This is a genomic window from Sphingobacterium sp. (assembly GCF_039596235.1).
GTDB lineage: Bacteria > Bacteroidota > Bacteroidia > Sphingobacteriales > Sphingobacteriaceae > Sphingobacterium.
The window spans coordinates 148,580-174,528 of sequence record NZ_JBCNKE010000009.1; the positions used below are offsets into that span (position 1 = coordinate 148,580).

24 protein-coding genes and 1 riboswitch are annotated in these 25,949 nt (G+C 41.4%); of the genes, 11 read left to right on the top strand and 13 right to left on the bottom strand.

Annotated features, from left to right (window positions below):
- The first annotated feature begins 1 nt into the window (after nt 1).
- From ABDW32_RS18085 to groL, 5 genes are all read left to right on the top strand, one after another.
- Nucleotides 2–517: an LptE family protein gene (locus ABDW32_RS18085; protein ID WP_343564920.1), complete on the top strand. Its 516-nt coding sequence runs from the start codon at nt 2–4 to the stop codon at nt 515–517.
- Nucleotides 518–529: 12 nt separating this feature from the next.
- The gene (locus tag ABDW32_RS18090; RefSeq protein WP_343564922.1) at nt 530–1,615 is read left to right on the top strand and encodes a hypothetical protein; all 1,086 of its coding nucleotides are present in this window, start codon (nt 530–532) and stop codon (nt 1,613–1,615) included.
- 12 nt (nt 1,616–1,627) lie between these two features.
- A complete protein-coding gene (secG, locus tag ABDW32_RS18095; RefSeq protein WP_343564923.1) occupies nt 1,628–2,044 on the top strand; it encodes a preprotein translocase subunit SecG in 417 nt (138 codons plus the stop codon).
- A gap of 436 nt (nt 2,045–2,480) precedes the next feature.
- Nucleotides 2,481–2,756, top strand: coding sequence for a co-chaperone GroES (locus ABDW32_RS18100; RefSeq protein WP_028070710.1), 276 nt, complete (start codon nt 2,481–2,483; stop codon nt 2,754–2,756).
- 115 nt (nt 2,757–2,871) lie between these two features.
- Nucleotides 2,872–4,509: a chaperonin GroEL gene (gene groL / locus ABDW32_RS18105; RefSeq protein ID WP_077438196.1), complete on the top strand. Its 1,638-nt coding sequence runs from the start codon at nt 2,872–2,874 to the stop codon at nt 4,507–4,509.
- Nucleotides 4,510–4,574: 65 nt separating this feature from the next.
- Here groL and ABDW32_RS18110 read toward each other — a convergent pair whose 3' ends face one another.
- The 5 genes from ABDW32_RS18110 to ABDW32_RS18130 all read right to left on the bottom strand — a co-directional run bounded on the left by ABDW32_RS18110 (nt 4,575) and on the right by ABDW32_RS18130 (nt 10,198).
- Entirely contained in the window at nt 4,575–4,922 is a 348-nt protein-coding gene (locus ABDW32_RS18110) for a hypothetical protein (protein ID WP_343564926.1), read from the bottom strand.
- A gap of 130 nt (nt 4,923–5,052) precedes the next feature.
- Nucleotides 5,053–6,765 carry a gamma-glutamyltransferase gene (gene ggt, locus ABDW32_RS18115; RefSeq protein ID WP_343564927.1) on the bottom strand — a complete coding sequence of 571 codons (1,713 nt, stop codon included), beginning with the start codon at nt 6,763–6,765 and terminating at the stop codon, nt 5,053–5,055.
- Nucleotides 6,766–6,822: 57 nt separating this feature from the next.
- Entirely contained in the window at nt 6,823–7,149 is a 327-nt protein-coding gene (locus ABDW32_RS18120) for a nucleotide pyrophosphohydrolase (protein ID WP_104385279.1), read from the bottom strand.
- A gap of 18 nt (nt 7,150–7,167) precedes the next feature.
- Nucleotides 7,168–7,626: a D-aminoacyl-tRNA deacylase gene (dtd, locus tag ABDW32_RS18125; RefSeq protein ID WP_343564930.1), complete on the bottom strand. Its 459-nt coding sequence runs from the start codon at nt 7,624–7,626 to the stop codon at nt 7,168–7,170.
- Between the two features lie 136 nt (nt 7,627–7,762).
- Entirely contained in the window at nt 7,763–10,198 is a 2,436-nt protein-coding gene (locus ABDW32_RS18130) for a TonB-dependent receptor (RefSeq protein ID WP_343564933.1), read from the bottom strand.
- A gap of 54 nt (nt 10,199–10,252) precedes the next feature.
- Nucleotides 10,253–10,378, bottom strand: a riboswitch (TPP riboswitch).
- Between the two features lie 231 nt (nt 10,379–10,609).
- Between ABDW32_RS18130 and ABDW32_RS18135 the strand changes: the two genes are divergently transcribed.
- Genes ABDW32_RS18135 through ABDW32_RS18145 form a run of 3 tightly spaced genes read left to right on the top strand, consistent with a single transcriptional unit; the run spans nt 10,610 to nt 13,613 of the window.
- On the top strand, nt 10,610–11,785 hold the full coding sequence (locus ABDW32_RS18135; protein ID WP_343564936.1) for an amidohydrolase family protein: 1,176 nt from the start codon (nt 10,610–10,612) through the stop codon (nt 11,783–11,785).
- A 37-nt stretch (nt 11,786–11,822) separates the two neighbouring features.
- Nucleotides 11,823–12,104, top strand: a complete 282-nt coding sequence (locus tag ABDW32_RS18140) for an acylphosphatase (RefSeq protein ID WP_343564938.1) — start codon at nt 11,823–11,825, stop codon at nt 12,102–12,104.
- A gap of 6 nt (nt 12,105–12,110) precedes the next feature.
- Nucleotides 12,111–13,613 (top strand): polysaccharide biosynthesis C-terminal domain-containing protein, encoded by a 1,503-nt coding sequence (locus ABDW32_RS18145; protein WP_343564939.1) that lies wholly within the window; start codon nt 12,111–12,113, stop codon nt 13,611–13,613.
- A 70-nt stretch (nt 13,614–13,683) separates the two neighbouring features.
- Here the strand turns inward: ABDW32_RS18145 and dusB are convergent, their stop codons facing one another.
- The 6 genes from dusB to trmD all read right to left on the bottom strand — a co-directional run bounded on the left by dusB (nt 13,684) and on the right by trmD (nt 19,051).
- Entirely contained in the window at nt 13,684–14,679 is a 996-nt protein-coding gene (gene dusB / locus ABDW32_RS18150; protein WP_343564941.1) for a tRNA dihydrouridine synthase DusB, read from the bottom strand.
- Between the two features lie 393 nt (nt 14,680–15,072).
- Complete coding sequence (trpC, locus tag ABDW32_RS18155) at nt 15,073–15,855, bottom strand: indole-3-glycerol phosphate synthase TrpC (protein ID WP_343564943.1); 783 nt, start codon at nt 15,853–15,855, stop codon at nt 15,073–15,075.
- An 8-nt stretch (nt 15,856–15,863) separates the two neighbouring features.
- Nucleotides 15,864–16,436, bottom strand: coding sequence for an aminodeoxychorismate/anthranilate synthase component II (locus ABDW32_RS18160; RefSeq protein ID WP_343564945.1), 573 nt, complete (start codon nt 16,434–16,436; stop codon nt 15,864–15,866).
- On the bottom strand, nt 16,423–16,716 hold the full coding sequence (locus tag ABDW32_RS18165) for a chorismate mutase (protein ID WP_343564947.1): 294 nt from the start codon (nt 16,714–16,716) through the stop codon (nt 16,423–16,425). Before ABDW32_RS18165 ends, ABDW32_RS18160 begins: the two co-directional genes overlap by 14 nt.
- On the bottom strand, nt 16,713–18,116 hold the full coding sequence (locus ABDW32_RS18170) for an anthranilate synthase component I family protein (protein ID WP_343564949.1): 1,404 nt from the start codon (nt 18,114–18,116) through the stop codon (nt 16,713–16,715). Before ABDW32_RS18170 ends, ABDW32_RS18165 begins: the two co-directional genes overlap by 4 nt.
- A 257-nt stretch (nt 18,117–18,373) precedes the next feature.
- The gene (gene trmD / locus ABDW32_RS18175; RefSeq protein WP_343564951.1) at nt 18,374–19,051 is read right to left on the bottom strand and encodes a tRNA (guanosine(37)-N1)-methyltransferase TrmD; all 678 of its coding nucleotides are present in this window, start codon (nt 19,049–19,051) and stop codon (nt 18,374–18,376) included.
- 84 nt (nt 19,052–19,135) lie between these two features.
- On the opposite strand from trmD, the gene ABDW32_RS18180 reads away from it, so the two are divergent.
- Nucleotides 19,136–20,767, top strand: coding sequence for an ABC-F family ATP-binding cassette domain-containing protein (locus ABDW32_RS18180; RefSeq protein WP_343565211.1), 1,632 nt, complete (start codon nt 19,136–19,138; stop codon nt 20,765–20,767).
- A gap of 278 nt (nt 20,768–21,045) precedes the next feature.
- Here the strand turns inward: ABDW32_RS18180 and gndA are convergent, their stop codons facing one another.
- Nucleotides 21,046–22,461, bottom strand: coding sequence for an NADP-dependent phosphogluconate dehydrogenase (gene gndA, locus ABDW32_RS18185; protein ID WP_343564953.1), 1,416 nt, complete (start codon nt 22,459–22,461; stop codon nt 21,046–21,048).
- A gap of 177 nt (nt 22,462–22,638) precedes the next feature.
- On the opposite strand from gndA, the gene ABDW32_RS18190 reads away from it, so the two are divergent.
- Entirely contained in the window at nt 22,639–24,150 is a 1,512-nt protein-coding gene (locus ABDW32_RS18190; protein ID WP_343564955.1) for a gluconokinase, read from the top strand.
- 16 nt (nt 24,151–24,166) lie between these two features.
- Nucleotides 24,167–25,489, top strand: a complete 1,323-nt coding sequence (locus ABDW32_RS18195) for a gluconate:H+ symporter (protein ID WP_343564957.1) — start codon at nt 24,167–24,169, stop codon at nt 25,487–25,489.
- A 110-nt stretch (nt 25,490–25,599) separates the two neighbouring features.
- Here ABDW32_RS18195 and ABDW32_RS18200 read toward each other — a convergent pair whose 3' ends face one another.
- Nucleotides 25,600–25,833 carry an NAD(+)--rifampin ADP-ribosyltransferase gene (locus tag ABDW32_RS18200; RefSeq protein WP_343564959.1) on the bottom strand — a complete coding sequence of 78 codons (234 nt, stop codon included), beginning with the start codon at nt 25,831–25,833 and terminating at the stop codon, nt 25,600–25,602.
- Nucleotides 25,834–25,949 lie beyond the last annotated feature (116 nt).

A 25,949-nucleotide genomic window follows, 5' to 3' on the forward strand; every position in this document is an offset into this window, starting at 1 on the left:
CATGTTGTCAAAAAGAATTTTATATACCGTTCTCACGATCGCGTTTCTATTCGTCATGAATAGTTGTGGCGTGAAATATGGATTCACAGGTGGATCCATTCCAGAAGGGATGAAGACTGTCAATATTCAATATTTCGAAAATATTGCCCCTTTGGTTTATCCGACTTTAAGTCAGAATTTTACAGAAGCTTTAAAAGAGCGTATTCGAAATCAATCCCGTTTGAGCCAGGTCAATCAAGATGGTGATGCCACTTTTGAAGGATTCATTACAGATTATACGATCAGTCCGGCAGCTGTTGAAGCAGGGACAGACCGCGCTGCAATGAATAGGATGACCATTACGATTAAAGTTTCCTATCATAACAAGATTAACCCTAAAGATGATTTTGAACAGCCTTTTACACGTTTCAAGGAGTTCGCAGGAAATCTTCAGAGTGCTGAGGAGGAGAAATTGGGTAAGGAAATCATCCAGATGCTGACGGAGGATATTTATAATAAGGCATTTGCCAATTGGTAATCCTGTTCCAAGATGAATATTACTATGCCACTATCGAATAATGAGCTTTTCTTTCGAGCAATCCATCATCCGGAATCTGTTGATGAGGAGGTGATATTGGCTTTGATTGAAAAATATCCCTATGCACAAAGTTTACGGTTTATCCTTGAACGTAAAATTTTTGGTAAAAGTAAGTCTGTTCAGAATCTATCGGCTACCTTACTGTATGCTCCGTCCCCAAATTGGTTATACGAGTTTGTGCATAGTAGATCAATCGTGGCAGTAAAAGAAATCCAATTGGAAGATATTATGCTGGATGAGGAAATTGAGGATGGCTTGTCCGAAGGTGTCGTCATTGAGGAAGAAGTAGCCGTAGATGCTGAGGTTGAACAGGTGGAAACTGAGGTTGAAGAGGTGGAGAAGACAGATGAATTGGATCGTTTGATTCAAGCAGGTGTGGCGCAAGATTATTTTCGTTCGAGTGAAGCAAAACAACAATCCCGCATCGTTGATGCGTCAGAGGCTGTTGAGCCGGCTCATGTCGAGGTCACTGTTCAATCATCGGAGGATACGCAAGAGCGTATCACAGTGTATGATGATGATACCATGCCTTATAGCTTCCTATGGTGGTTGCATAAAACGCGCCTTGAGTATGCTGAGACATACCAGCCCTATGTAAAATCGCCATTGCGGCCCATGCCTCCATCGAAGGATGATATCGCCAAGATTCACGAAAAATTGGACAGCCAGCTATTGGATCAACAGATCCGGGAGAACATTTTTCATCTGCAATCGCCGGAGGCAAAACTTAGCGATGAAGTAAAAACCACAATCGCTTTTCAGATTCCGCGCAAAACGGATGAGGTTATCGAGAAATTTATCCGCGAAGAGCCTATGATCCAACCATTGCAGGCTGAAAAGCTGGATTTAGAGAATAAAGCAAGAAAGAGTTCGGAAGATCAGCATTCACTCGTGACTGAGACCCTTGCAAAAATATATGCCGAACAGGGTTTATATCCTAAAGCAATAGAGGTTTACGAAAAATTAGTTTTGAAATATCCAGAAAAAAATGCTTACTTTGCGGCACGCATAACAGAATTAGAAAAGAAATTAAATTAATTACATAAAGAGATGCAAGGATTATTAATTGGTCTTATCATATTAGCTAGTATTATTTTAGCATTTTTGGTTTTAATCCAAAATCCAAAAGGTGGTGGTTTATCATCTGGTTTTTCTGGTGGAACAAACCTAATGGGTGTAAAACGCACAGGTGACTTTTTGGAAAAAGGTACATGGATCATGGTGATTGCTATTATGATTTTTAGTTTGGGTGTTAACATTATGGGCACATCGCCAAGTACATCTAAAGGTGGGCTTGGTGGTCAAATTGAGGTGCCGGCTCAACAAGGACCTTTGAACTTAGGTACGCCAGCGCAGAAACCTGCAGGTACGCCAGCAACACAAGGGCAAGCTGCTCCAACGCAATCTGAGCAAAAAACTCCGGCTGCAACACCGGCAACTAAACCAGCTGAAGAAGCTAAAAAATAGTTTCGAACAAAGAAATTCTTAAAGCCTCGTCTACAATTTAGACGAGGCTTTTTTTTTTGCTAAAAGTGTCAGTTTTATTGATTCGTGTTTTTTATTAGGCTCTGCATAGAATCGCTGCGCTCGGCTTATTGAGCAGAGCGGGCTTCTGTTCATATTCAAGCAGGTGCTGTTTGCGGAATGTGAAAGTATGCCGTTATCTGTTTCGAAAGTTTGCCTATTGGCGGTGCGCGTAACAGCAGAAAAGGTTTTGTAAGGATGTCAGATAAACAGTGACAGTGTGACAGTGAAATGTGCTTTAATTTATTAATATGTTAAGTTTTCGGTGAAAAATTGTCTGATACATCCGCTTATTTACAATTGGCATAAAAGATGATGTGTCTATAACGATTATAACATAAAAATAAAAATTCAATAACAGATAAAAAGTAAATTAATTATGGCATTAAGTATCAAACCTATCGGAGACAGAGTAGTAGTAGAAGCTGCTCCAGCAGAAGAAAAAACAGCTTCAGGGTTGTATATCCCCGATACAGCAAAAGAAAAACCATCTCAAGGTACAGTCGTTGCTGTAGGTACAGGTAAAGTTGACGAGCCGTTAACTGTGAAAGTTGGTGATAAAGTATTATACGGAAAATACGCAGGTACTGAAATTACTTACGAAGGAAAAGAGTACTTAATTATGCGTGAGTCTGACATTTACGCTGTTATCTAAGCGATCAATAGTTAAAATTACAAAGTAAAAACATTAGAAACTGAGGTAAGTAGTCACATAGACTCCGCAAAATTGGAGTTTTTCTACCAATATCTCAAGATACAATATTAAAGAAATGGCAAAACAAGTAAAATATAACGTTGAGGCTCGTGAGGCCCTTAAAAAAGGTGTAGACACTTTAGCAAATGCGGTTAAGGTAACATTGGGTCCTAAAGGACGTAACGTAATTATTGAAAAGAAATTCGGTGCACCGGTCATTACTAAAGATGGTGTTTCAGTTGCGAAAGAAATCGAATTGAAAGATGCTTTAGAGAATATGGGTGCTCAAATGGTAAAAGAAGTTGCTTCTAAAACTGCTGATCAAGCGGGTGATGGTACAACTACGGCTACCGTATTGGCACAAGCAATCGTTGCTCCAGGTATCAAATCTGTAGCTGCTGGCGCTAATCCGATGGATTTAAAACGCGGTATTGACAAAGCTGTAGCAACCGTAGTTGCTAACTTGAAATCGCAATCTCAAGCAGTTGGTCAAGATAACAACAAAATCAAACAAGTAGCAGCGATCTCTGCGAATAATGACGAAGTAATTGGTTCTTTAATTGCGCAAGCAATGGAAAAAGTTGGTAACGATGGTGTTATCACAGTTGAAGAAGCAAAAGGTACTGAAACAGAAGTAAAAACTGTAGAAGGTATGCAATTTGACCGTGGTTATTTATCACCATACTTTGTTACGAACTCTGACAAAATGGAAGCGGAATTGGATAACCCTTACATTTTGATCTACGACAAGAAAATCAGCAATATGAAAGAATTGTTGCCTATCTTGGAAAAACAAGTGCAAACTGGTAAACCATTATTGATTATTGCTGAGGACTTAGATGGTGAAGCATTGGCGACATTGGTAGTCAATAAAATCCGTGGTTCTCTGAAAGTAGCGGCTGTAAAAGCTCCAGGTTTTGGTGACCGTCGTAAAGCAATGTTAGAAGATATCGCTATCCTAACTGGTGGTACTGTAATCTCTGAAGAAAGAGGTTTTAAATTGGAGAATGCGGAATTATCTTATTTAGGTCAAGCTGAGAAAGTTCAAGTTGACAAAGATAATACAACAATTATCAACGGTGGTGGTAACGTAGAAGATATCAAAGCGCGCGTTGCTCAAATCCGTTCACAAATCGAAACAACAACTTCTGACTACGATCGTGAAAAATTACAAGAGCGTTTGGCAAAATTGTCAGGTGGTGTAGCTGTATTGTACGTAGGTGCGACTACTGAGGTCGAAATGAAAGAGAAAAAAGACCGTGTTGACGATGCTTTACACGCAACTCGTGCTGCAGTTGAAGAAGGTATCGTTGCAGGTGGTGGTGTTGCATTTATCCGTGCTACTGAAGCTTTGGTAAACCTTAAAGGTGAAAACGAAGATGAGCAGATCGGTATCGATATCATCAAACGTGCTATCGAAGAGCCTTTGCGTCAAATCTGTAACAACGCAGGTATCGAAGGTGCAGTAATCGTTCAGAAAGTAAAAGAAGGTACTGCTGACTTTGGTTACAATGCGCGTACTGACCAATATGAGAACTTAATCGCGGCTGGTGTAATCGACCCAACTAAAGTATCTCGTATTGCTTTAGAAAATGCAGCTTCAGTTGCTTCAATGTTGTTGACAACAGAATGTGTATTAGCTGATGAAGCTGAAGAAAACCCTGTAGGCGCTGGTGCTCCTCCAATGGGTGGTGGTATGGGCGGCATGATGTAAGATCATCCAAACTACCGGATATAAAAAAGCTCAACTGGATTTTCCAGTTGAGCTTTTTTTATATATTATTGTTTATGTCGATATCGTCTATAATACTCGTCATAATCGTTTGGCGAATAACTTTCTTTCGGGCCCCATTCCTGCAATTCGTTATTGAAAAAATGCAACCAGCTCCGTTTAATATGTGTCGAATCTATACTCCCAGTAATATATTCATATATTTCTAGGACACCATCATTGTATTTTTTTGAGGCAACGACGAGGTTTGGCTTACCTATTTTTTGGATGACCTCCTGTTGATTCATACCTACTTTGATGTTGGTGAAATCCATTGGTTTCATTATTCCGCAGCTTACGAATAAACCAACTACAGCCAAAATTAGTAATGCATTGAAAAAGTGCTTATTTAACATAAAGTTTTGATATTTATTTTTTTTGACTAAATATATCTTAAAAAGTTTAGATTGTTAATATTAAATGTAATTAAATTTTTCTTTCCGAAAGGATTCCTCGGTTTAAAAAGTAGCCATTACGCGTTGAGCATCAATATCCTTTTGCCGTATCATCGCCACGCGGATCGGCTCCGGTCTGTAATTTGCCGTTCGGAAGGACAAGAATATTTTCTACACGTCCTATTGTTCCGCGGGGATTTATCACATAACCATCCTTTGCCAGTCTGTCCCGGAGTGATCCCTCAATCGCATCTTTCTCTACATCAATGCGGTCTGGTAGCCATTGATGATGGAACCGGGGTGAACTCACAGCGGACTGTGCATTTTGTCCAAAGTCGATCACATTTAATATAGTTTGGAAAACGGAGGTAATAATTGTTGATCCGCCCGGTGTCCCTACCACCATAAAAAGCTTGCCGTTCTTCTCAAGAATGGTGGGTGTCATGGAACTCAACATCCTTTTTCCCGGCTGGATTTCATTTGCCTTTTCTCCGGTCAGGCCATACATATTGGGTACACCGGTCTTTATGGAGAAATCGTCCATTTCGTTGTTCAAAAGAAATCCTGCTCCGTCCACGATGACACCGGATCCATAGGAATCATTGAGTGTCGTGGTGATGGAAACCGCATTTCCTTGCTCATCAACAATATTAAAATGTGTTGTTTGTTCGCTTTCATAGCCTGGAATAACATCTGCATTGACGTTTTTACTCAATGTCGCCTGATGAAAATTAAAAGGGTTGAGTTTAGCGGCATTTATCGAGGAATCGACCAATTGCTGTACAGGGACATTGATAAAATCAGGATCCCCTAAATATTTGGCTCTATTGGCATATACGTAACGTTCTGCTTCAACAATGACACGTATCGTAGAGTCTGTCTGAAATCCCCAACGACGGAGCGGGAATTGTTCAACAGACTTTAATAAAGCCAGTAGGGAAGTTCCGCCGCTCGATGGTGGTGGCATAGAAACAACCTTGTGACCTCTATAAGTTGATGCAATAGGGGTACGCCAAAGCGCCTTGTAGCCGATGAGGTCTTCATGGGTAATGATCCCTTTACCTCTGTTCATCTCGGCAACGAGCAAATCTGCCGTTTTTCCTTTATAGAAGCCGTCGCGTCCCTCATTGGCAATTCTTTCGATGGTATTGGCAAGATCTTGCTGTACGAATAGGTCCCCGGTTTTCCATGTTGTATTTCTGATAATTGCTGCTCCCTTAGGATTCAGCTTGACAAAACGTTCCTTATGACTCTCAAATTCGCTGGCTTGTCTTTCACTGATCTTAAAACCTTTTTTGGCGAGCTCAATCGCTGGAGCCAGTAGCTCTTTCCAGGCCAGCTTCCCATATTTTTGATGCGCGTCCCACATACCGGCAACAGAACCGGGCACGCCCGATGCCAATTGACTGTACAGGCTCAGATCGGGAATAACATTGTTTTGCGCATCGAGATACATATCGCGGTGCGCCTTTTTGGGAGCAGTTTCCCGAAAGTCCAATGCATCATATTGACCTTGGTGATCACGATACAGCATAAATCCACCGCCGCCTATATTGCCTGCATTCGGATAGACTACGGCAAGTGCGAACTGAACCGCGACAGCAGCGTCAATCGCGTTTCCGCCCTTTTTCAGGATCATCACCCCAACTTCGGACGCTAGGGGATGGGCAGTGACTACAGCTGCTTTGTTAAAAGTCGCAGGAGTAGCTTTATGATAGGAGTCAAGCTGCCTGTGGGTATTGGAACAGGAAGCGAATAATAAACTTCCTACAAGCGAATAAATAATAAATAGTTTATTCATCATATCTACTCTAAAATTGTGTCTAAGATTGATATTAACCCTCGGATACGTATAAAGGTCTTATTTTAATTTTTCGTTGTTTTTATGACGATCCGCGTCCCGGATAGATTTCTTTTGCAGATTCTTTTCCAATGCCTCAGTCAGGTCTATGCCCGTTTGATTTGCAAGACAGATTAAGACAAACAGTACATCGGCCATTTCATCCGCCAGGTTAACTTCTTTATCTGATTTTTTGAATGACTGTTCGCCATATTGTCTAGCCATAATCCGGGCGACTTCACCGACTTCTTCCATAAGCATGGCTGTATTTGTCAATTCGTTGAAATAGCGTATTCCTGTCGTATTGATCCATTTATCAATTACTTCCTGTGCTTCTTTGATTGTCATTTTTTTGGATTAAGTAGTTTAAAAATTGTCCTTATCTTTTGTGTTCATTATTATGGTAACCGGACCGTCATTCAAGAGATTTATTTTCATGTCCGCTCCAAATATTCCAAGCTGAACGGGTTGCCCGATCAGTTGGGAAAGCAACTTGGCCATTTCTTCATAAAGTGGTTTGGCGCTATCCGGCTTTGCGGCCCGAATAAATGATGGTCGATTCCCTTTTTTTGTCTGTGCAAATAAGGTGAACTGTGAAATCAGTAGGATATTACCACCAATGTCCAGTATGGATTTATTCATTAAGCCCTGTTCATCTTCAAAAATACGTAGGTTAACGAATTTTTGTGCTAACCATTGTAAGTCTTCAATTGTATCAGCTTCTTCTACTCCCAATAGGATCACTAAACCTTTTTGAATTTGCCCCGTGATCTGCTCATCGACGGTACAGGAAGCATGTTTTACCCGTTGTATTACTGCGCGCATAATGAAAAGTATAAAACCAAAGTTAAAAATTCCAATCGTCAAAAAGGCCCAATCTCGTATTTATTGGTGCTAAAATAAAAAACCTCCCTTTCTATTTAAGAGAAGGAGGCTTTTATAGATCCGGAGGACGTAATTGTTAAAATTTCATGTTCAGGCCCAACATAAAGTTTGTAGGCGCCTGTGGGAAGTAGAAATTATAATATTTTCTGGTATCGCCTTCCATCCAGCCAAAGGTGTAACCATTCGTTTCGTACTTTTCGTTGAGTATATTGTTGACCTGTAAAGTCGCACTGATGTTTTTGATGCCTAAAGCCGTAAAACTATAGTTCGCTAACAAATTGTTGACAAAATAGGAGGAAATGCTCCTTTCTTTTGCAGATGAATTATCAAGATATTGTCTTCCCACATACTTTGATAGCAATGAGAATGTGAGCGGTTCAATAGGACTATAGGAGAAGTTACTGGATATAATCGTATTTGGAGACAGAGCGATATCAGTCTTTGGATAGGCAATTGTGAGATCGCCGATGACTTCCTCAAAATTCTTGATCCTGTTCTGGCTGACAGTAGCGGTAGCCTTCCAGTTCAATTGCTTATTGATGTTCCAGGTTCCGTCAAATTCCAATCCAATTCGATAGCTGTCTTTCACATTTTGACGGATCGGAGCACCGGTATCACTGATCGCACCAGTAGGAATTAATTGATCTTTATAAAACATGCCATATCCATTCAATCCAATATTAAATTTGGTATTGCTGAATCTATATCCAATTTCGATATCCTGCATTTTTTCTGGCGTTGGATCCGGAAGTTGGCTGTTTTTCTCAATGAAATCCTTGCGGACGGGTTCTTTTTGCGCAAAGGCATAAGAAGCATAGATATTTGCATGATCATTTAATAGATAGGTTGCTCCGGCTTTGGGATTTAGAAAATTAAATTTGGGGTGGTAGTTATAGTTTTTGACCTTATCATCGTCGCCGTACATTTTGTAGTCTACATTTCTGTACTGTACGTCAGCCATTAGGATCCAGTTATCCAATTTGTAATCCACTTTTAAGAAATTGCTGAAGTCATTTTTCTGCGACTTTCCAAAATAATATTTGTCGTCTATAAATCCTGTCGAAGCATATTGAGCCCAGATTACTTCTCCATAATGTTTGCCTTTATATTGGTTGTACGCACCGCCCCAGATAATTTCAAGTTGATCATTAGGTTTGTAATTCAAGGCATAGGTCATGCCGTAGAAATAATTATCTAACCATCTTCTACGGACCAGATCTGTTTTTTTGATGGTATCCTGACCAATAATGACGTCTGGCAGTCCATATTTACTTAATTTGTCCTCCGGTCTCATCTCCTCATAGTAGCCATAACCTCTTGTATAATGTAAGGCGGTATTCAATGTGAGCTTATCACTGAGGATATTGGTGTAGTGGATCTGGTGATGCTTTTGCGTATAGTTGTCCGTTTGGTTTTTGTACGTATAAAGGTTATAGTTTCGCCCAGCATTCATAAAGCGGTCTTTTTCTTTGCCAGATACATATAAGCCATTATCTGCATAATCATCCATACGGGATCTGTCACCGGTAATCAATGGTTCTGGTACCCCGTTCCAGGCCTGATATGTTTTTTCTTTTCCCCAGAAAACGATCCCTTTTAGAATATGTTTCTTACCATAGTAGCCACCGTCGATATAAAAGGATTGTAGGTCTGAGGAGCCTCTTTCAATATAACCATTACTGCTGATTCTAGATAACCGTGCGTTGAAAGCGAATTTGTCGTTGATCAAACCAGTCCCGAGCTTTACCGTATTTTTCCATGTGCTGTAAGAACCGAAGGAATTATTAAGTTCAGCATAAGGTTGTTCGGCTAAAGTATTGGACTGAATATTCAGTGAAGCACCGAACGAACCCGCACCGTTTGTCGAAGTTCCGATACCCCGCTGTACCTGGATGCTTTCTGTGGAGGAGGCGAAATCCGGCAGATTGACAAAGAATGAGCCCATACTCTCAGCATCATTTAGTGGAATACCGTTTAAGGTCACATTGATACGTTGGTTGTCCGAGCCTCGGATTGTCATATTTGTATAGCCTATACCAGCTCCTGCATCGGAGTTTACCTGGACAGAAGGGGTCTGATTCAAGAGGTAGGGGATATCCTGTCCCAGATTATTGCGCGAAATCTCTTCTTTTGAGATATTCTTGAATGTCGTTGGAGCGTTCTTTTTAGCTCTTGTAGCTACGACAAGTACCTCTTCGGTACGAATTGTTTTGGGATCAAGTTGAACCGTCAATGTCAGGTCGCGCTCCATATTCAGGCTTTGGGTCCAAGTCTGATACCCTACAAATGAAACCTGAATAACATGTTTTCCTTTTTCGATATTATATAGTTTGATCAGGCCGTCTTTATCCGATTTGGTTGTATAAGAAGTCTGCCCATCGATGGAAACGGATGCATTTTGTAGGGGCTTCTGTGTGTTCTTGTCTACAGTTTTAATAGTCAAATTGTGCTGAGCAACAACAATTTGACATAAAGTGGTAGCTAAAGCGCTACAAATCAAAAATTTGATCATGTTGATGTATTTTGTTTAAGTTAAACAAATCATAGAAAGGGGTCACTACGATCGTTCTATTTAACTAACCTCTCCCTCCGCCAGCATTACCTGGATCAGGTGCACAGAATTGAATCTGTTGGGTATAATCTCAGCCTTTATTTGTGTTTCTGACAAAACAAGGCACCCCTATTCGACGGTGCGAATATATAAATTAAAATTGGAATGGTATAGCCTGGTCTATTTTTTGACAAAAAACCATTCTAGTTAAAAATCTGTTAAAATTTCCTTATGGTTTAAAATTTTACGTTTAGGCTTGTTTTTGGTATTTATTGTTCTTTTTAGGTACCTTGCCAAAGAATTTTCTACTGCTAGTATGTATTCATATCGGTCAAAAATTTTTAATTACTAATTTGAGAGTGAGGAGATAAAATGTTAAAATATTTAAGCGCAAATTATATTCTACCGATTACTGCGATGCCCATAAAAGATGGTATTGTTGCGGTAGATGAGGAGGGAACAATCCAGGGTATTTATGACCCCGCGTCATTTACTTTGACTGAAAAAGCCAAAATCGAAAGGTATGAGGGCGTAATTATTCCAGGTTTTATCAATGCCCATTGTCATCTCGAATTGTCACATATGAAAGGCGTAGTACCGAGAGGTACCGGGCTACCAAACTTCCTAAGTCAAGTAATGACATCGCGTAATGCCTCCATGAAGAAAATGGATGATGCGATGGCAAAAGCGGATAAGGAGATGTACGAAAATGGTATTGTTGCGGTGGGTGACCATGCAAATACAGATAATTCTTCTACCCTGAAGGAAGCATCGCAAATACTTTATCATACATTTGTGGAAGTTATTGGGGTTGAGCCTGAAGAAGCTGATTTTAAATTAAAGGAAGCTAAATCCTTGACTCAGGAATTCAGGAATGGCCATGTGTCTATTACGCCACACGCACCCTATTCCTGTTCAAAAGCGCTCTTCAAGAAATTCAAAAAAGCAGTAGCGGAGACCAATATTATAAGTATCCATAACCAGGAGAGTGACGAGGAGAATAAGTTATTTAGATACAAAACGGGTGAATTTCTGGATTTCTATAAGAGCATTGGTAAAAATGCAGATTCCATTAAAGCGCAAGCCCGGAATTCGATACAGTCTTATTTGCCTTATCTGCCTTATCCGAATAAGTTGTTGTTAGTTCATAATACGTATACATCACTAAAAGATTTGGATTTTGTGGAGCGTATGGATCGGGATGTTGTGTGGTGTTTGTGTCCAAAAGCAAATTTATATATCGAAGGTGCTTTACCAAAGATCCATAATTTTATAAATGCAGGACAGCCGCTGGTTATCGGAACAGACAGTTTGGCGTCGAATGATACACTTTCGGTATTGGAGGAATTGAAGGTATTGCATGAACATTTCGAAGATTTGGATTTTCTGCAAACTATCCAATGGGCGACGATCAATGGGGCTATTGCGTTGAACATCCAGGATGTGTATGGATCTCTGGAAGTGGGTAAAAAGCCGGGCATTGTTCTACTCCAAGGTATGGAACACATGCGTTTGACAGATAAAGTTAAAATCAAACGTTTAGCATAGTATTTAATTCCACAAAAACTTCTGTACTTTTGCTCTTATGAAACATTTGAATATTTCGATAAGGGGTAAAGTACAGGGGGTCTTTTTTCGGTTGACGGCCAAAGCCGTTGCGGATCAGGTTGGTGTAAAAGGCTTTGTACTCAACCAAAAAGATGGATCTGTCTATATCGAGGCGGAGGGTGATGATTTTGCACTTGATTCATTGTTGGACTTCTGCCAGGAAGGTCCGGAAGATGCAAATGTTGAAGCTGTTGAAGTTAAGGAAGGCGAACTAAAAGGCTTTTCTAATTTTGAAGTGATTAAAAGAGTTCAATCCTAAAGCCTAGTGTCAGCAATTAAGAAATTTCTCAGTGATACCGTTATCTATGGCGTAACTACTATTGTTTCGAGAATGATAGGGTTTTTGATGACGCCTCTTTACCTCCGCAAATTTAAAGATGCGGCAGTATATGGTATCTATTCTAATTTTTATGCCTGGATGTCTATGTTGAATGCGGTGTTGGCATTTGGTATGGAAACAACCTATTTTCGCTATCTTCAAAAGGTCGAACCACAAGATAAAAGTAAGGTCTACAATAATAGTTTCTTTGTTACTTTAGTTAGTTCAGGCATTCTACTGTTATCTGTTTTTGTGTTTACACGGCCTATTGCGGCATGGTTTGCGGATGGTGCTGATGTGGACCTATATGAACAGTACATTAAGTATTTTGCTTTTATCCTTGTTGCGGATGCGCTGGCAGTTGTGCCATTTACAAAGCTGCGTGCAGAGGGTAGGCCGTATAAATACAGTGCATTGAAATTCGTCAATATCGGTATTACCGTGATTTCAAACCTGTTTTTTATTTATTTCTTGCCTGATTGGGTTCATCAGTACAGCTTTTGGGCGAATTTTGCCGGAACATGGTTTAAAGAAGGCTGGATAGGTTATGTCTTTATTTCAAACCTGTTTGCCAGTGTGGTTACATTGATTTTGCTGTTGCCTGAATTGATGGCATTTCGCTTGAAATTAGACCGGAAGTTAATGAATCAAATGCTGACGTATAGTTTCCCGATATTAATAGCCAATATTTCATTCATTATTAATGAAAACTTAGATAAGATGTTTTTCCCTAAGCTGCTCCCTGGTGAAGTAGGAATTCGGGATCTTGGCATATATGGTGCGGTTGCTAAATTAGCTGTATTCCTAAGCTTATTTGTTACGGCCTTTAGATTGGGAGCCGAACCGTTCTTCTTTTCCTATTCGAAGAACCAAAATGCGTCGAAAACCTATGCATTAATCATGGAGTATTTTGTTATTTTGATGGTAATTGCAATGGTTGGATTGACCGTTAATCTGGATTGGCTAAAGTATTTTATCAAGGGCAATGAAAAAGAGATCGCAATATACTGGACAGGACTTAAAATTGTTCCGATACTCCTTTTCAATTATGTACTTCTTGGTATATATATGAATCTATCAATTTGGTATAAGTTAACTGATCAGACGCGTTACGCACTTTATATTTCTGGAATAGGAGCTTTAATCACCATACTGCTCAATATTTGGCTTATCCCGAGTTATTCCTATGTAGGTGCGGTTTTATCAACAACCGTAGTCTATTTGGTTATGATCGGTTTTTCACTTTATTGGGGCCAGAAGTATTATCCGATCCCCTATAAGATGGTTAAGATTTCGGCCTATCTCGGCGTAGGACTTTTGATTTCCTGGTTGAGCTTCCAGATTTTTCATAGTAATATCTGGATTGGAAACGCTATGCTTCTGATGTTGCTTGGTGTTACTTTTTTCCTTGAGAAGAATGGGCTGATGAAATTGATTCGAAGAAAATAGCTGGTTTGTTCAGGGCATAAAAAAGGCGACAACTTAATTTGGTTGTCGCCTTTTTCAATTATTGGAAATCTTAAAATACTTCAGTTTCGAAGTTATGTTCGATATCATGGAGTACATCCAAAATCTCATCCTGCGTCTGTAAGCTGACGAGTTTCATTCTGGACTCTTTAAAATTTGGAATTCCTTTGAAATAATTTGCGTAATGTCTCCGCATTTCAAAGATTCCTAATTTATCGCCTTTCCATTCAATGGATTTGTTTAAGTGTGTTCTACATACCTCAACCCGTTCAGCAATTGTAGGTCCCTCCAGGCGTTCACCAGTATGGAAGAAATGCTTGATCTCTCTAAAGATCCAAGGGTAACCAATAGCCGCACGACCGATCATAATGCCATCAACCTCGTATTCCTGTCTCCAGGCCGCTGCTTTTTCGACTGAATCCACATCGCCATTCCCAAAAATTGGAATCTGAATGCGTGGATTGCGTTTGATATCACGGATCATCGACCAGTCCGCTTGACCTTTATACAATTGCGCACGGGTACGGCCATGTATCGCTAATGCTTTGATGCCGACGTCTTGCAAGCGTTCAGCTACTTCGTATACATTTTTGGTATTATCATCCCAGCCAAGACGTGTTTTTACCGTCACCGGTAGATGAGTCGCCTCAACAACAGCTTTGGTCATTGCAACCATCTTATCGATGTCTTGCAATAGGGATGAGCCAGCGCCCTTACAGACCACTTTCTTAACCGGGCAACCGTAATTAATATCGATGAGATTTGGATTTGCTTTTGTACAGATTTCAGCTGATTGTCGCATACTTTCGATATCTCCACCAAATATCTGAATACCGATCGGCCGCTCATATTCAAAAATATCAAGTTTCTGAACAGATTTAGCAGCATCACGAATAAGCCCTTCGGAAGAAATAAATTCAGTATACATTAAATCAACACCATTCTGTTTGCATACATAGCGAAATGGTGGATCACTCACATCCTCCATCGGAGCTAATAACAAAGGGAATTCACCCAAATCAATATTTTCACCAATCTTGACCGACATTTTCAAAAATTTTTTACAAAGGTACAAAATTTGGGATTAGTATTAAGTTAGCTAACTGTCATGAGTTTAGCGACGACTTTTTATGTCTCAGAACGCGTAGCGCTGTTGTATTCCGCGAACCACCGAAACGGTAGCTGAAGGATAGGGCTGTTGTCGGGATTGAATTTTCCTATGAAAGCAAATATACCTTCCGGTATTGAAGGTATATTTGCTGAGAACTGGCTTGCCTAGGGATAACCTCTTTTTTCTGAAACCTGTTTTCTATTGGTCAGAAAGAACCTTCAGTTGATTTTCATCGCTGGTCGTGCATCTGGTCATGAAGGTTTTTTCAAGATGTCATTTCTGTATATAGTCAGTAAAGACACTCTTATCCAGATTTTATTTTGAATAAAATCAGATCTCATTTACAAAATCTTTGATCGCTTTGCCCGGATCGGAGGTTTTCATAAAATTTTCTCCGATTAAAAAGCTTTGGAAACCAGCCTTTTTCAATGCTTTAATTGTTTTGGGATCAGAAATGCCACTTTCAGATACTTTGATGTATTCAGACGGAATCTTATCCAAAAGATCATACGAATGTTGTATATCGACGGTGAAATCTTTCAGGTTTCTATTATTGACACCAATGGCATCAATATCATCAAAAAGATTGTCCAAAAGTTCTTGCTCATTGTGTACTTCAAGCAACACATTGAGTCCGATCTGATGGGCATAAGCGGCAAATTCCTGAACTTCTTCCTTTTTGAGGCAGGCTGCTATTAAGAGGATGACATCGGCACCATAAGCCTTGGCTTCGGTAATCTGGTATTTGTCGACAATGAATTCTTTGCGCAAAATAGGGATGTTAATTGCTTCCCTTGCTTTGGAGAGATCTGCCAAATTGCCCTTGAAAAACTCGCCATCGGTCAGCACGGATACGGCCGAGGCACCAGCTTCTTCATAGGCTTTGACGACATCTTCGACTTTTGCCGTACTGTTGATATCGCCTTTTGAGGGTGATGCGCGTTTATATTCAGCAATAATCCCCGTTTTTTCGGGATCTAATATAGATTCCCGTAATGAAAGACAGGCTACGCTGAAATAGGGGTAGTTCAACAGTTCCTCGGCAGAGACCTGCGCTTTGGCTTTTTCTACCTCTATTCTTTTTCGTTCAATGATTTTATCGAGTATAGTCATTTGTAGTATTAAGATAACCAGTTTTCAATTAATTTTTTTCCATTTGTTGTCAGCACAGATTCGGGGTGGAACTGCATGCCTCGCACATCATACTCCGTATGTGTCAGTGCCATGATGATACCATTCTCGTCTACTGCCGTCACTTTAAGTGTGTCTGGCAAAGTATCTTTGTTCACTGCCCATGAATGGTAGCGTCCTATTTTGGAATCTTTCGGAAAATCCTGAAATAGCTTTTCGGATTCATCGGTTACGATAATGTTGGTTGCAACTCCATGTAGCGGCTTTTCCATATTAAATAGTGTGCCGCCAAATACTTCGGCGATTGCCTGTTGCCCCAAACAGATACCTAATATACTCTTGTGTGGCGCATAAGTACGGATCACATCAAGCAGTAAGCCCGCCTCTTCGGGAATTCCAGGGCCGGGGGAAAGAAGGATTTTATCGAATGCTTCCAGCTCTTCTAGTTTGAATTTATCATTTCTCAACACCACATAGTCCTGTCCCAACTCCTGGAGCAAATGAACCAAATTATAGGTGAATGAATCGTAATTGTCAATGACAACGATTTTATTGTTGCTCATAACCTCTTGTTGTATAGTCCTGATTAAAGTAATTATCTATTTCATCAAATATCGCTTGGACAAATTCTACTGGCAGATCAAATTTCTTTGCCAATGTTACCTGATTGCTACTGATATTTTTTATCCTATTTTGTTTGTTATCTGTATCATCCTGCAACACTTTCGCCTTATTGAGATAGGTCTTCCGTAAGGCCAGTAATTCAACGATGCGGTTGTCGATGGTGTCTATGGAAACATTGATATGTTGGGTATTGACACAGTATTCTAATGGTCTGATCATAACGTTTCTGCTAATTGTAATGCTTTTCGCAAAGCAGCTATTTTATTGTTGACTTCCTGGAGTTCCATTTCCGGATCTGAATCCAGTACAATTCCGCCGCCAGCCTGATAATGTAAAGTATTTTGTTTGCTCAGGAATGAGCGAATCATGATGGCGTGATTGAAATCACCATTAAAACCCATAAAGCCAATCGCTCCAGAGTAAAAAGAGCGCTGCAAACCTTCGTAGCGGTCAATGAGTGTCAATGCCATGTGCTTAGGAGCTCCAGAGAGTGTTCCAGCCGGGTAGGTGTCTCCAACAATATCGAATGGGTTGATATTATCCTTTAATACCCCTGTTACCTTCGAAACCAAGTGGATGATATGCGAATAATACTGTGGCTCCATATACGATTCTACTTTAACCTGGGTACAGTGTCTGCTCAGATCATTACGGGCAAGATCCACCAACATCACATGCTCGGAGGTTTCTTTTGGATCCTGCTTTAGCCTAGAGGCAATTTTTTGGTCTTCTTCCATGTTCCCCGTTCTTTTGAATGTTCCGGCAATCGGGAAGATTGTCGCCTGCTTGCCATGGATGCGCAATTGTGCTTCGGGGGATGAACCGAATAGTTTAAAATCACCATAATCAAAATAGAATAGGTAAGGGGAGGGGTTAATCGAGCGTAAAGCGCGGTAGACATTAAATTCGTCGCCCGAGAACGGGGTCCGGAAACCACGGGACGGAACGATCTGGAAGACATCGCCACGTTGGATATGTTCCTTCATCTTCTTAACCAGTTCACGGTGATCCTCGTCGCTACGATTGGAACTTTCCTCTCCGGCTAACTTGAATGTGTACTCCGGAAAGTTTTTGTTCTGGATCAGGAATTGCATGCGTTCCAGCTCGGACTCCTCATCTTCCAAAAGGTGTTCGAAGATATAAAGCTGATTACGGAAATGGTCGATGGCGATCACATATTTGTAGACGTGATACTGCATAAACGGTATTTTCCGGGCCGGATCGATAGCTGTTGTCAGTTTGATATCCTCAAAATGTTCAATGCAGTCAAAAGTAAAGTACCCGAATAGCCCGTTTGAGATTAGGTTCAGTTCGGCTACTGTCGAATCTTCAAAAGAATTCCGGAAATCGGAAACTTCCTGACGCAATTCAATTTCTTGGGCGTTTTTGACAATACGTTCTTTTCCGGGATAGGTTAAGGTCAACTCGCGCTCATCCAGCTGGATTCCTGCAATGGGCTGGCAACAGATATAGCTGATATTGTTGTCACGGCTATGGTAGTCGGAACTTTCCAATAGCAGTGAATTTGGAAAGATATCCCGTAATCGAAGATAAATACTCACCGGTGTTGTTGTGTCGGCGAGCAACTTTCTGCTCTGTGTTTTGAATTTATACTTCATTTTATTCTTTTATTCGCGTTGATAATTTTTATACATAAAAAAACCCGATACGGGTTAGCATCGGGTTTGGAATTTCCATAAATGGTTTTGGTTGATTATGAAATATTATGACAATACCAATTGATTCCCGATGCTTATTGCTCCAGGCCACCACCAATTTGTATTTGTATATCTTCGTGTCATTATTACACAAATTTATAAAAAAAAATAAATAAGCAAACTTTTTGTGATAAAAAAACAAAAATTCACCTTATTTCTTAATCATTTAATAAATCAGGACGTCTCTCCTGGGTTCTTTTTAGCTGTTGTTCGTGCTTCCAGGTAGCGATGTTTGCTTCATGTCCACTGAGTAGAATATCGGGTACTTTATGCCCTTTCCAGTCTGCCGGGCGTGTATAGATCGGTGCATCGAGCAATCCGTCCTGAAAAGAATCCGAAAGTGCGGAGGTTTCATCGGACAAAACTCCGGGGATCAGACGGATGATTGCGTCTGTAACAATTGCTGCCGGAAGTTCGCCGCCAGACAGGACATAATCACCCACCGAGATTTCCTTGGTCACGTATATGTCCCGGATGCGTTGGTCTATACCTTTGTAGTGACCACAGAGAATCATCATGTTACTTTTGGTCGAGAGCCCGTTTGCGATATCCTGATTGAATGTTTCACCGTCTGGAGTCATATAGATGATTTCATCGTATGTCCGTTCGGCCTGCAATTGTTCAATACATTTGGCGAAGGGTTCGATCTGTAGCACCATGCCGGAGCCACCGCCATAGGGGTAATCGTCCACACTTTTGTGCTTATTTGTTGAGTAATCTCTTAAATTGTGTACATATATCTCCGCGAGGCCTTTATTCTTTGCACGTTGCAAAATAGAGTGTGCAAATGGACTTTCCAAAAGGTCTGGTAAGACCGTAATAATATCAAAACGCATGGCGCAAAGATACACAAAAATGATCCATTGTCTATTTATAAGATTGATTCGCTTATCTTTGTGGCAAATTTAAGTGTACATACAGTGATTGACGTAAATAATATTTCTGTTTCCTTTGGGGGAACGACTCTTTTTTCGGATGTTTCTTTCTCGATCAATGAGAATGATAAGATTGCATTGATGGGTAAGAACGGTGCGGGTAAATCTACCCTGTTGAAAATTATCGCCGGGGTGGGCAAGCCTACAACGGGTAATGTCGCGTGGCCAAAAGACGCGGTTATTGCCTATCTACCGCAGCACTTGCTGACCGAGGACAATGTAACTGTCTTTGAGGAGACTTCGAAAGCGTTCGAGGAGGTCTACGGGATGCGGGATGAGTTGGAACAGCTGAACGAGCAGCTGAATATCCGTACGGATTATGAGTCGGATGATTATATGCAATTGATCGAACGGGTGTCAGAGCTGAGCGAGAAGTTTTATTCGATCGAAGAGGTCAATTACGATGCAGAGGTAGAAAAGGTGCTAAAAGGGCTTGGTTTTGAACGATCGGATTTTACCAGACAGACGTCGGAATTTTCCGGAGGCTGGCGTATGCGTATCGAACTAGCCAAAATATTATTGAAAAAACCTGATCTGATTTTGTTGGATGAGCCTACCAACCACATGGATATCGAGAGTATCCAATGGTTGGAGGATTTCCTTGTGAATTCGGCAAAAGCAGTTATTGTTATATCACACGATAGAGCCTTTGTCGATAATATCACCAATCGTACCATTGAGGTGACGATGGGCCGTATTTATGACTATAGAGCTAAGTATAGCCATTACTTGGAACTGCGTCAGGAAAGACGTCAGCATCAGCTGAAAGCCTATGAGGAGCAGCAACGTTTTATTGCTGACAATCAGGAATTCATTGATCGTTTCAGAGGTACTTACTCGAAAACCTTGCAGGTGCAGTCACGTGTTAAGATGTTGGAAAAGCTGGAAATTATCGAAATTGACGAAGTAGATACTTCGGCCTTGCGTCTCAAATTCCCACCTTCACCGCGCTCGGGCCAATATCCTGTGATTGTGGAAGATCTTAGCAAAGCATATGACGATCATGTCGTATTCCAAAAAGCCAATATGGTGATTGAGCGTGGAGAAAAAGTTGCTTTTGTGGGTAAGAACGGTGAGGGTAAATCGACTATGATCAAAGCGATTATGGGTGAAATAGATTTTGAAGGTACGCTAAAGATAGGCCATAATGCGAAGATCGGTTACTTTGCCCAGAACCAGGCCGCTTTATTGGATGGCGAACTGACTGTATTTGATACCATCGACCAAATCGCAGTAGGCGATGTACGTGTAAAAATGAAAGATCTTCTGGGAGCTTTTATGTTCAGCGGAGACGACACGACGAAAAAAGTTAAAGTATTATCCGGCGGTGAGCGAACCCGTCTGGCGATGATAAAACTACTTCTGGAGCCGGTGAATGTGTTGATCCTCGATGAGCCGACCAACCATTTGGACATGAAGACCAAGGACATTATCAAAGATGCCTTAAAGGATTTTGATGGTACATTGATCCTTGTTTCACACGACCGTGACTTTTTGGACGGCTTAGCAGAGAAAGTATTTGAGTTTGGAAATAAGCGTGTACGTGAACATTTTGAAGATATCAAAGGATTCCTGGAATATAAGAAAATGAGCAGTTTAAAGGATATTGAGCGATAGCATCTAAATCAACGGAGTGTAAATATGTGCTGTTAGTCTATCTCATATAATCATACGCTATAAGTTTTTGTCCAAATCCCGATATTTGCAGTACAGAAATCAGAAACTTTATCTGTCACGAAATCTCCTGAACGGAGCTGTTAGAGCAACTGACTTGTACCTAGTAGGTTATTGGTTTATCTCTATAGGAGGCTCGGTATAAAAAGCGGCTTTATTTAAAAAAGCCGCTTTTTTGCGTTTTAAACGAAGATTAAACCAGATATTTAGGCTTTTTTTCCTTAATCCCAAAGGGTGTGAAAGATACCTTCCTGATCAATACGCTCATAGGTATGTGCGCCAAAATAGTCTCGTTGTGCTTGTATAATATTTGTAGGTAATTTTTCGGATCGGTAGGCATCAAAATAAGAGAGTGCGTTTACGTATCCGGATACGGGTATGCCGTTTGCGATAGCATCTTTCAATACCTCGCGAAGGCTGGCCTGCGTACTCAGCAACTTTTGTGCAATGGTGTTATCGAGTAGGATATTGCGCAAGTCCGGATTAGCCGCATAGGCTTTTCTAAAATCCTCGAGCAGAGCCGCGCGAATAATACAGCCGCCTCGCCATACTTTGGTTACTACCCGTAAATCTAGCTCATAGCTGTAGCTTTCCGATGCAACAGTAAGCTGTGCCAAACCTTGCGCATAGGTCGTGATGATCACAAAGTACAATGCATTTTTTAAGCGATCGATGAGCGTTGTTGCGGGGAGGTCAACAGCCTGTCCATCCCAATGAAGTAATTTTGCTGCCTCCAAACGTTCGGGTTTGTATTTGGACATATCGCGCATATTGACCGCTGCATCAATCACAGGCACTGGCACCTGTAGATCCATCGCATTTTGCGAAGTCCATTTACCCGTTCCTTTTGATCTTGCCCAATCTGAAATCAGGTCCACCAAATATTGGTCACCTTCTTTTTTCTTCAGAATCTGCGCGGTAATCTCAAGCAAGAACGAGTTTAGTTCGCCCTTGTTCCATTCTTCGAAGGCCTGCTGTATGGTTTGGGTATCAAAACCATATAATCTTTTCATCAGGTCATAGGTCTCTGCAATTAGCTGCATGATACCATATTCGATCCCGTTATGCACCATCTTTACATAATTTCCGGCCGACCCGTTGCCTAGAAATTCCACACAGGGCTCGCCGTTTACCTTGGCCGAAACCGCCTCAAATATTGGCCTTAGCCTTTCGTATGCCTTTCTGTCGCCACCTGGCATCAAGCTCGGCCCGCGACGAGCGCCACTCTCTCCTCCAGATATACCCATTCCGAAGAAATGTATACCCATCCCGGAAAGCTCATTAAATCTTCTGTCCGTATCCGCAAAGTAGCTGTTTCCACCGTCAATGATTATATCTCCTTTATCCAAAAGCGGAACAAGACTGGCAATCGCCATATCAACCGGCTTTCCGGCCGGCACCAACAGCATAATTGCTCTGGGGTGTTGTAAAGCCCCTATAAACTCTTTTACTTGGGTCGTCACTTTGATGCGATGTCCTTCACTTGCTTCAGCTTCCAATGACTCAGCTTTCTGCGGATCAAGGTCTAATCCAGCTACAGCGAAACCGTGGTCGGCGATGTTCAGTAATAAATTACGTCCCATTACGCCGAGTCCAACAATTCCAAAATCGTAATTATTCATTTTATCTATACTCATCGTTAATACCGTTTTCAAAGTTGAAATTTACCATTTTTGTTGGTACTATGAAAGACGATTATCAGCAGATTGGTAAGAAGCGCTTTTTTTTGCTCCAATTACTTCGCTGGTTGAGTATTTTGTTGTAAACTAACAGATAATCCGTATATTGAACTCTCCTAAACATCAATTTTATTTATGATCATTGGATTAGACATTGGGACATCATCTGCGAAAGCTGTTGCATTTGACTACGAAGGTAACATCTTGTCGCAACATGGTATACCTTATCCCATATTAAACCCGTCGGAAGGCTGGTATGAGCAAGATCCGGAGATTGTTTATGCTGCATGTATTGAGTCTATTAGGTATGTCATGGTAAGCTTAAAGCAATCGAGTGCTGAGATACCGAAACCCGTATGCATTTCGGTGAGCAGTGCTATGCACGGACTGATCGCTGTTGACTCGGCGGGAATGCCACTTAGCAATTGCATGATATGGGCAGATCGCAGAAGCGAGGATATTGCGGTAGCCTTGGAGGCAAGTGAGACTGGCAGGCTGCTTTATCAACAAACGGGTACACCAATACATCCCATGTCTTTGCTCTGCAAATTAATGTGGATAAAGTCTAACGATCAAAAATTATTTGCGCAGTCGCATAAGTTTATAGGTATCAAAGAATTTCTTTTTTACCGGCTCTTTGGTGTTTATGTGGTCGATCATTCCATTGCATCTGCCACCGGGCTTTTCGACATACATCGCTTAACATGGTCTGAGCAGGCGTTAAGATTGACGGGCATATCCGAAGAGCAGCTAGCATCGCCAGTTCCGGTCGACTATATTTTAAACATGCCTAGCCGAGAAATCGCGGACTTGATGCACATCCCTGAAGATACCCCTTTTGTTATAGGCGGTAGTGATGGGTGTTTGGCTAATCTTGGGGTAGGGGCTATACGTCCTGGGGTGGCTTCGGTAACTGTCGGTACCAGTGGAGCTATTCGTGTAGCAAGTCCGCAGGCAAATCAAGAAAAAAAACAAAGGCTATTTACTTACCTACTGAGACCGAATGAATATATAATTGGTGGCGCGGTTAACAATGGCGGTGTATTACGCAACTGGTTTCGAGACAACTTTTTGGATGAATTTGCCGAAACGGAAACGGATGGAGATTCTTCTGCCTCGTTAAATGCTTTGGTCGACTCCGTCGTCCCCGGGGCAGAGGGCCTGATATTCTTGCCCTATTTAACCGGTGAACGGGCACCACATTGGAATTCCAATGCAAAAGGCGTTTATTTTGGAATACAGCTGCATCATGGCAGGGCGCACTTTGCGCGGGCCATGATGGAAGGGATGTTGTTTGCAATTTACAGTGTAGGAATCGCATTAGAGGAGAACACCGGCCCCATTCATACGATCTATGCAAGCGGTGGCTTAGCGCGTTCATCGTTGTTGCTGCAAATGCTTGCAGACATTTTCAATAAACCGGTATTCACCAAAAATACGGTAGAAAGCTCTGCATGGGGAGCAGCATTGATAGGTTTGGAAGCATTGGGTATACAGGCGGATGAGCCTACCGTAAAAAACAAGCAAGCGGCGGGCATACATGATACCGAACACTATTACAAACCGAGTGAAGAGAATCACGCCGTATATATGAAGAACTTCCGGAAATTTGAACACCTGTACCATATATTGGAAGGTGAGTTTTAACTAGATGTAAATTATTATGCCTCTAATCATCGTTATTTTGGGAGTAGCTTTACTACTTCTTTTAGTCACTGTAGTCAGGTTAAACACGATCTTTTCATTACTGATAACCTCTGTTGCGGTAGGTTTTGCTATGAATATGAATGCCGTCGATATCCTTAAATCTATTGAAACCGGCGTGAGTAGTACGATGGGCCAGTTGGCACTTTTGCTGGCTTTCGGGTCTTTACTTGGTAAATTGATGGCGGAGGGAGGTGCTGCAGAAAAGATTACAACGAAACTAACGGCTGTATTTGGCAGAAAGAACTTGCCTTGGGCAATGGTTCTCACGGGCTTTTTAGTAGGAATTCCCTTATTTTACAATGTCGGTTTTATCGTCTTGGTACCGTTCGTTTTCATGGTATGTGCTTCCAATAAATTGCCCTTGCTTTACGTCGCTATGCCGCTGCTGGCAGCGCTGTCCGTGACGCATGGTTATTTGCCACCCCATCCGGGAGCTACAGCCATAGCGGTTACGTACAATGCAGATATAGGTTTGACAATGGCCTATGGCATTGTGGTGGCAATTCCTGCTATAATTATCGGTGGTCCGCTCTTCGGAAGGATGCTTAAACGTATTCCGACCAACCCACCTGCCGAGTTTTTTCCTGAACACAATCAGGCAGATAGGCAAGAGCTTCCCGGATTTGCAATTAGTATATTTACGGGGCTGTTTCCAATAATTTTAATTGCTTTTGGTTCATTTGCACATCTAATATTTCCAGAAGGCTCCTCTTGGCTGACGGCACTACGTTTCTTGGGTGACCCCGTGGTGGCTTTGATGATAGCATCGCTAGTAGCGATGTATACAATGGGTATCCGCCAAGGTAAAAGTTTGCGGGAGCAATCAGAAAGTGTGGAAGAAGCAATCCGTGGGATCATGATGATCCTTTTTATCATTGCAGCATCAGGCGCCTTCAAGCAAATTTTGGTAGATAGTGGTGTCGCGAACTATATTGCTGACCAGACCGCAGACCTTAGCTTGTCGCCTCTTGTGCTTGCATGGTTAATAGCCGGTATCATTCGTCTAGTTATCGGTTCGGCAAGTGTTGCTGGACTCACGGCAGCGGGCATTATGCTTCCCATTGTGCAAGCAGGAAGTATTACTCCTGAATTAATGGTGCTCGCGACTGGAGCGGGCAGTCTCATGTTCTCCCACGTCAACGATCCGGGGTTTTGGATGTTCAAATCTTATTTTGGAGTGAGCGTGAAGGATACATTTCGCTCATGGACGGTGATGGAAACGCTCGTTTCTGTTATTGGATTGATCGGTGTCTTGATTTTACACTGGCTTGGTCATTGACAGCGAATGAGAAAGTTTCCTATTGCCATACAGTCTTAGTTATCATCTCGCCTTTATTTGCTTGATAGTCGCTCCTGAAAGATTTTAAATTCTTCCGGACATGGTTTCACCTAGTCGCTTGCTGCTCCAATAATTTTTGAAGGTGCTGCGAGACCCGCTCCATTAATCATCACTGTAAAATAAATATGGTTTATTTGAGGGCTCCCGGTTTTAGACTCGCCGCCGGGAAGGAATAAGTCACCGACCGTTAAATCGGCTATTGTACCACGATAAAACGATCCCTTATCAGAAGGGGGCTGTCGAAGCCACAAAGCAAACTCCGCATTCTCGATTGCCTTTTTCATCAAACGAATATTGAATTATATAGATCCATCATTGGTTGATTATGGGCTTTTTTTTGATGAAACCCTTGGTTTGATTTTTTTTTCTTAATATCGTGACAATGAACCAAATTTTGTTG

What these genes read in the sequence shown, in the direction of transcription:
- ABDW32_RS18085 (WP_343564920.1), top strand. Translation starts at nt 2, where the DNA reads ATGTTGTCAAAAAGAATTTTATATACCGTTCTCACGATCGCGTTTCTA.
- ABDW32_RS18090 (WP_343564922.1), top strand. Translation starts at nt 530, where the DNA reads ATGAATATTACTATGCCACTATCGAATAATGAGCTTTTCTTTCGAGCA.
- secG (WP_343564923.1), top strand. Translation starts at nt 1,628, where the DNA reads ATGCAAGGATTATTAATTGGTCTTATCATATTAGCTAGTATTATTTTA.
- ABDW32_RS18100 (WP_028070710.1), top strand. Translation starts at nt 2,481, where the DNA reads ATGGCATTAAGTATCAAACCTATCGGAGACAGAGTAGTAGTAGAAGCT.
- groL (WP_077438196.1), top strand. Translation starts at nt 2,872, where the DNA reads ATGGCAAAACAAGTAAAATATAACGTTGAGGCTCGTGAGGCCCTTAAA.
- ABDW32_RS18110 (WP_343564926.1), bottom strand. Translation starts at nt 4,922, where the DNA reads ATGTTAAATAAGCACTTTTTCAATGCATTACTAATTTTGGCTGTAGTT.
- ggt (WP_343564927.1), bottom strand. Translation starts at nt 6,765, where the DNA reads ATGATGAATAAACTATTTATTATTTATTCGCTTGTAGGAAGTTTATTA.
- ABDW32_RS18120 (WP_104385279.1), bottom strand. Translation starts at nt 7,149, where the DNA reads ATGACAATCAAAGAAGCACAGGAAGTAATTGATAAATGGATCAATACG.
- dtd (WP_343564930.1), bottom strand. Translation starts at nt 7,626, where the DNA reads ATGCGCGCAGTAATACAACGGGTAAAACATGCTTCCTGTACCGTCGAT.
- ABDW32_RS18130 (WP_343564933.1), bottom strand. Translation starts at nt 10,198, where the DNA reads ATGATCAAATTTTTGATTTGTAGCGCTTTAGCTACCACTTTATGTCAA.
- ABDW32_RS18135 (WP_343564936.1), top strand. Translation starts at nt 10,610, where the DNA reads ATGTTAAAATATTTAAGCGCAAATTATATTCTACCGATTACTGCGATG.
- ABDW32_RS18140 (WP_343564938.1), top strand. Translation starts at nt 11,823, where the DNA reads ATGAAACATTTGAATATTTCGATAAGGGGTAAAGTACAGGGGGTCTTT.
- dusB (WP_343564941.1), bottom strand. Translation starts at nt 14,679, where the DNA reads ATGTCGGTCAAGATTGGTGAAAATATTGATTTGGGTGAATTCCCTTTG.
- trpC (WP_343564943.1), bottom strand. Translation starts at nt 15,855, where the DNA reads ATGACTATACTCGATAAAATCATTGAACGAAAAAGAATAGAGGTAGAA.
- ABDW32_RS18160 (WP_343564945.1), bottom strand. Translation starts at nt 16,436, where the DNA reads ATGAGCAACAATAAAATCGTTGTCATTGACAATTACGATTCATTCACC.
- ABDW32_RS18165 (WP_343564947.1), bottom strand. Translation starts at nt 16,716, where the DNA reads ATGATCAGACCATTAGAATACTGTGTCAATACCCAACATATCAATGTT.
- ABDW32_RS18170 (WP_343564949.1), bottom strand. Translation starts at nt 18,116, where the DNA reads ATGAAGTATAAATTCAAAACACAGAGCAGAAAGTTGCTCGCCGACACA.
- trmD (WP_343564951.1), bottom strand. Translation starts at nt 19,051, where the DNA reads ATGCGTTTTGATATTATTACGGTCTTACCAGACCTTTTGGAAAGTCCA.
- gndA (WP_343564953.1), bottom strand. Translation starts at nt 22,461, where the DNA reads ATGAGTATAGATAAAATGAATAATTACGATTTTGGAATTGTTGGACTC.
- ABDW32_RS18190 (WP_343564955.1), top strand. Translation starts at nt 22,639, where the DNA reads ATGATCATTGGATTAGACATTGGGACATCATCTGCGAAAGCTGTTGCA.
- ABDW32_RS18195 (WP_343564957.1), top strand. Translation starts at nt 24,167, where the DNA reads ATGCCTCTAATCATCGTTATTTTGGGAGTAGCTTTACTACTTCTTTTA.
- ABDW32_RS18200 (WP_343564959.1), bottom strand. Translation starts at nt 25,833, where the DNA reads ATGAAAAAGGCAATCGAGAATGCGGAGTTTGCTTTGTGGCTTCGACAG.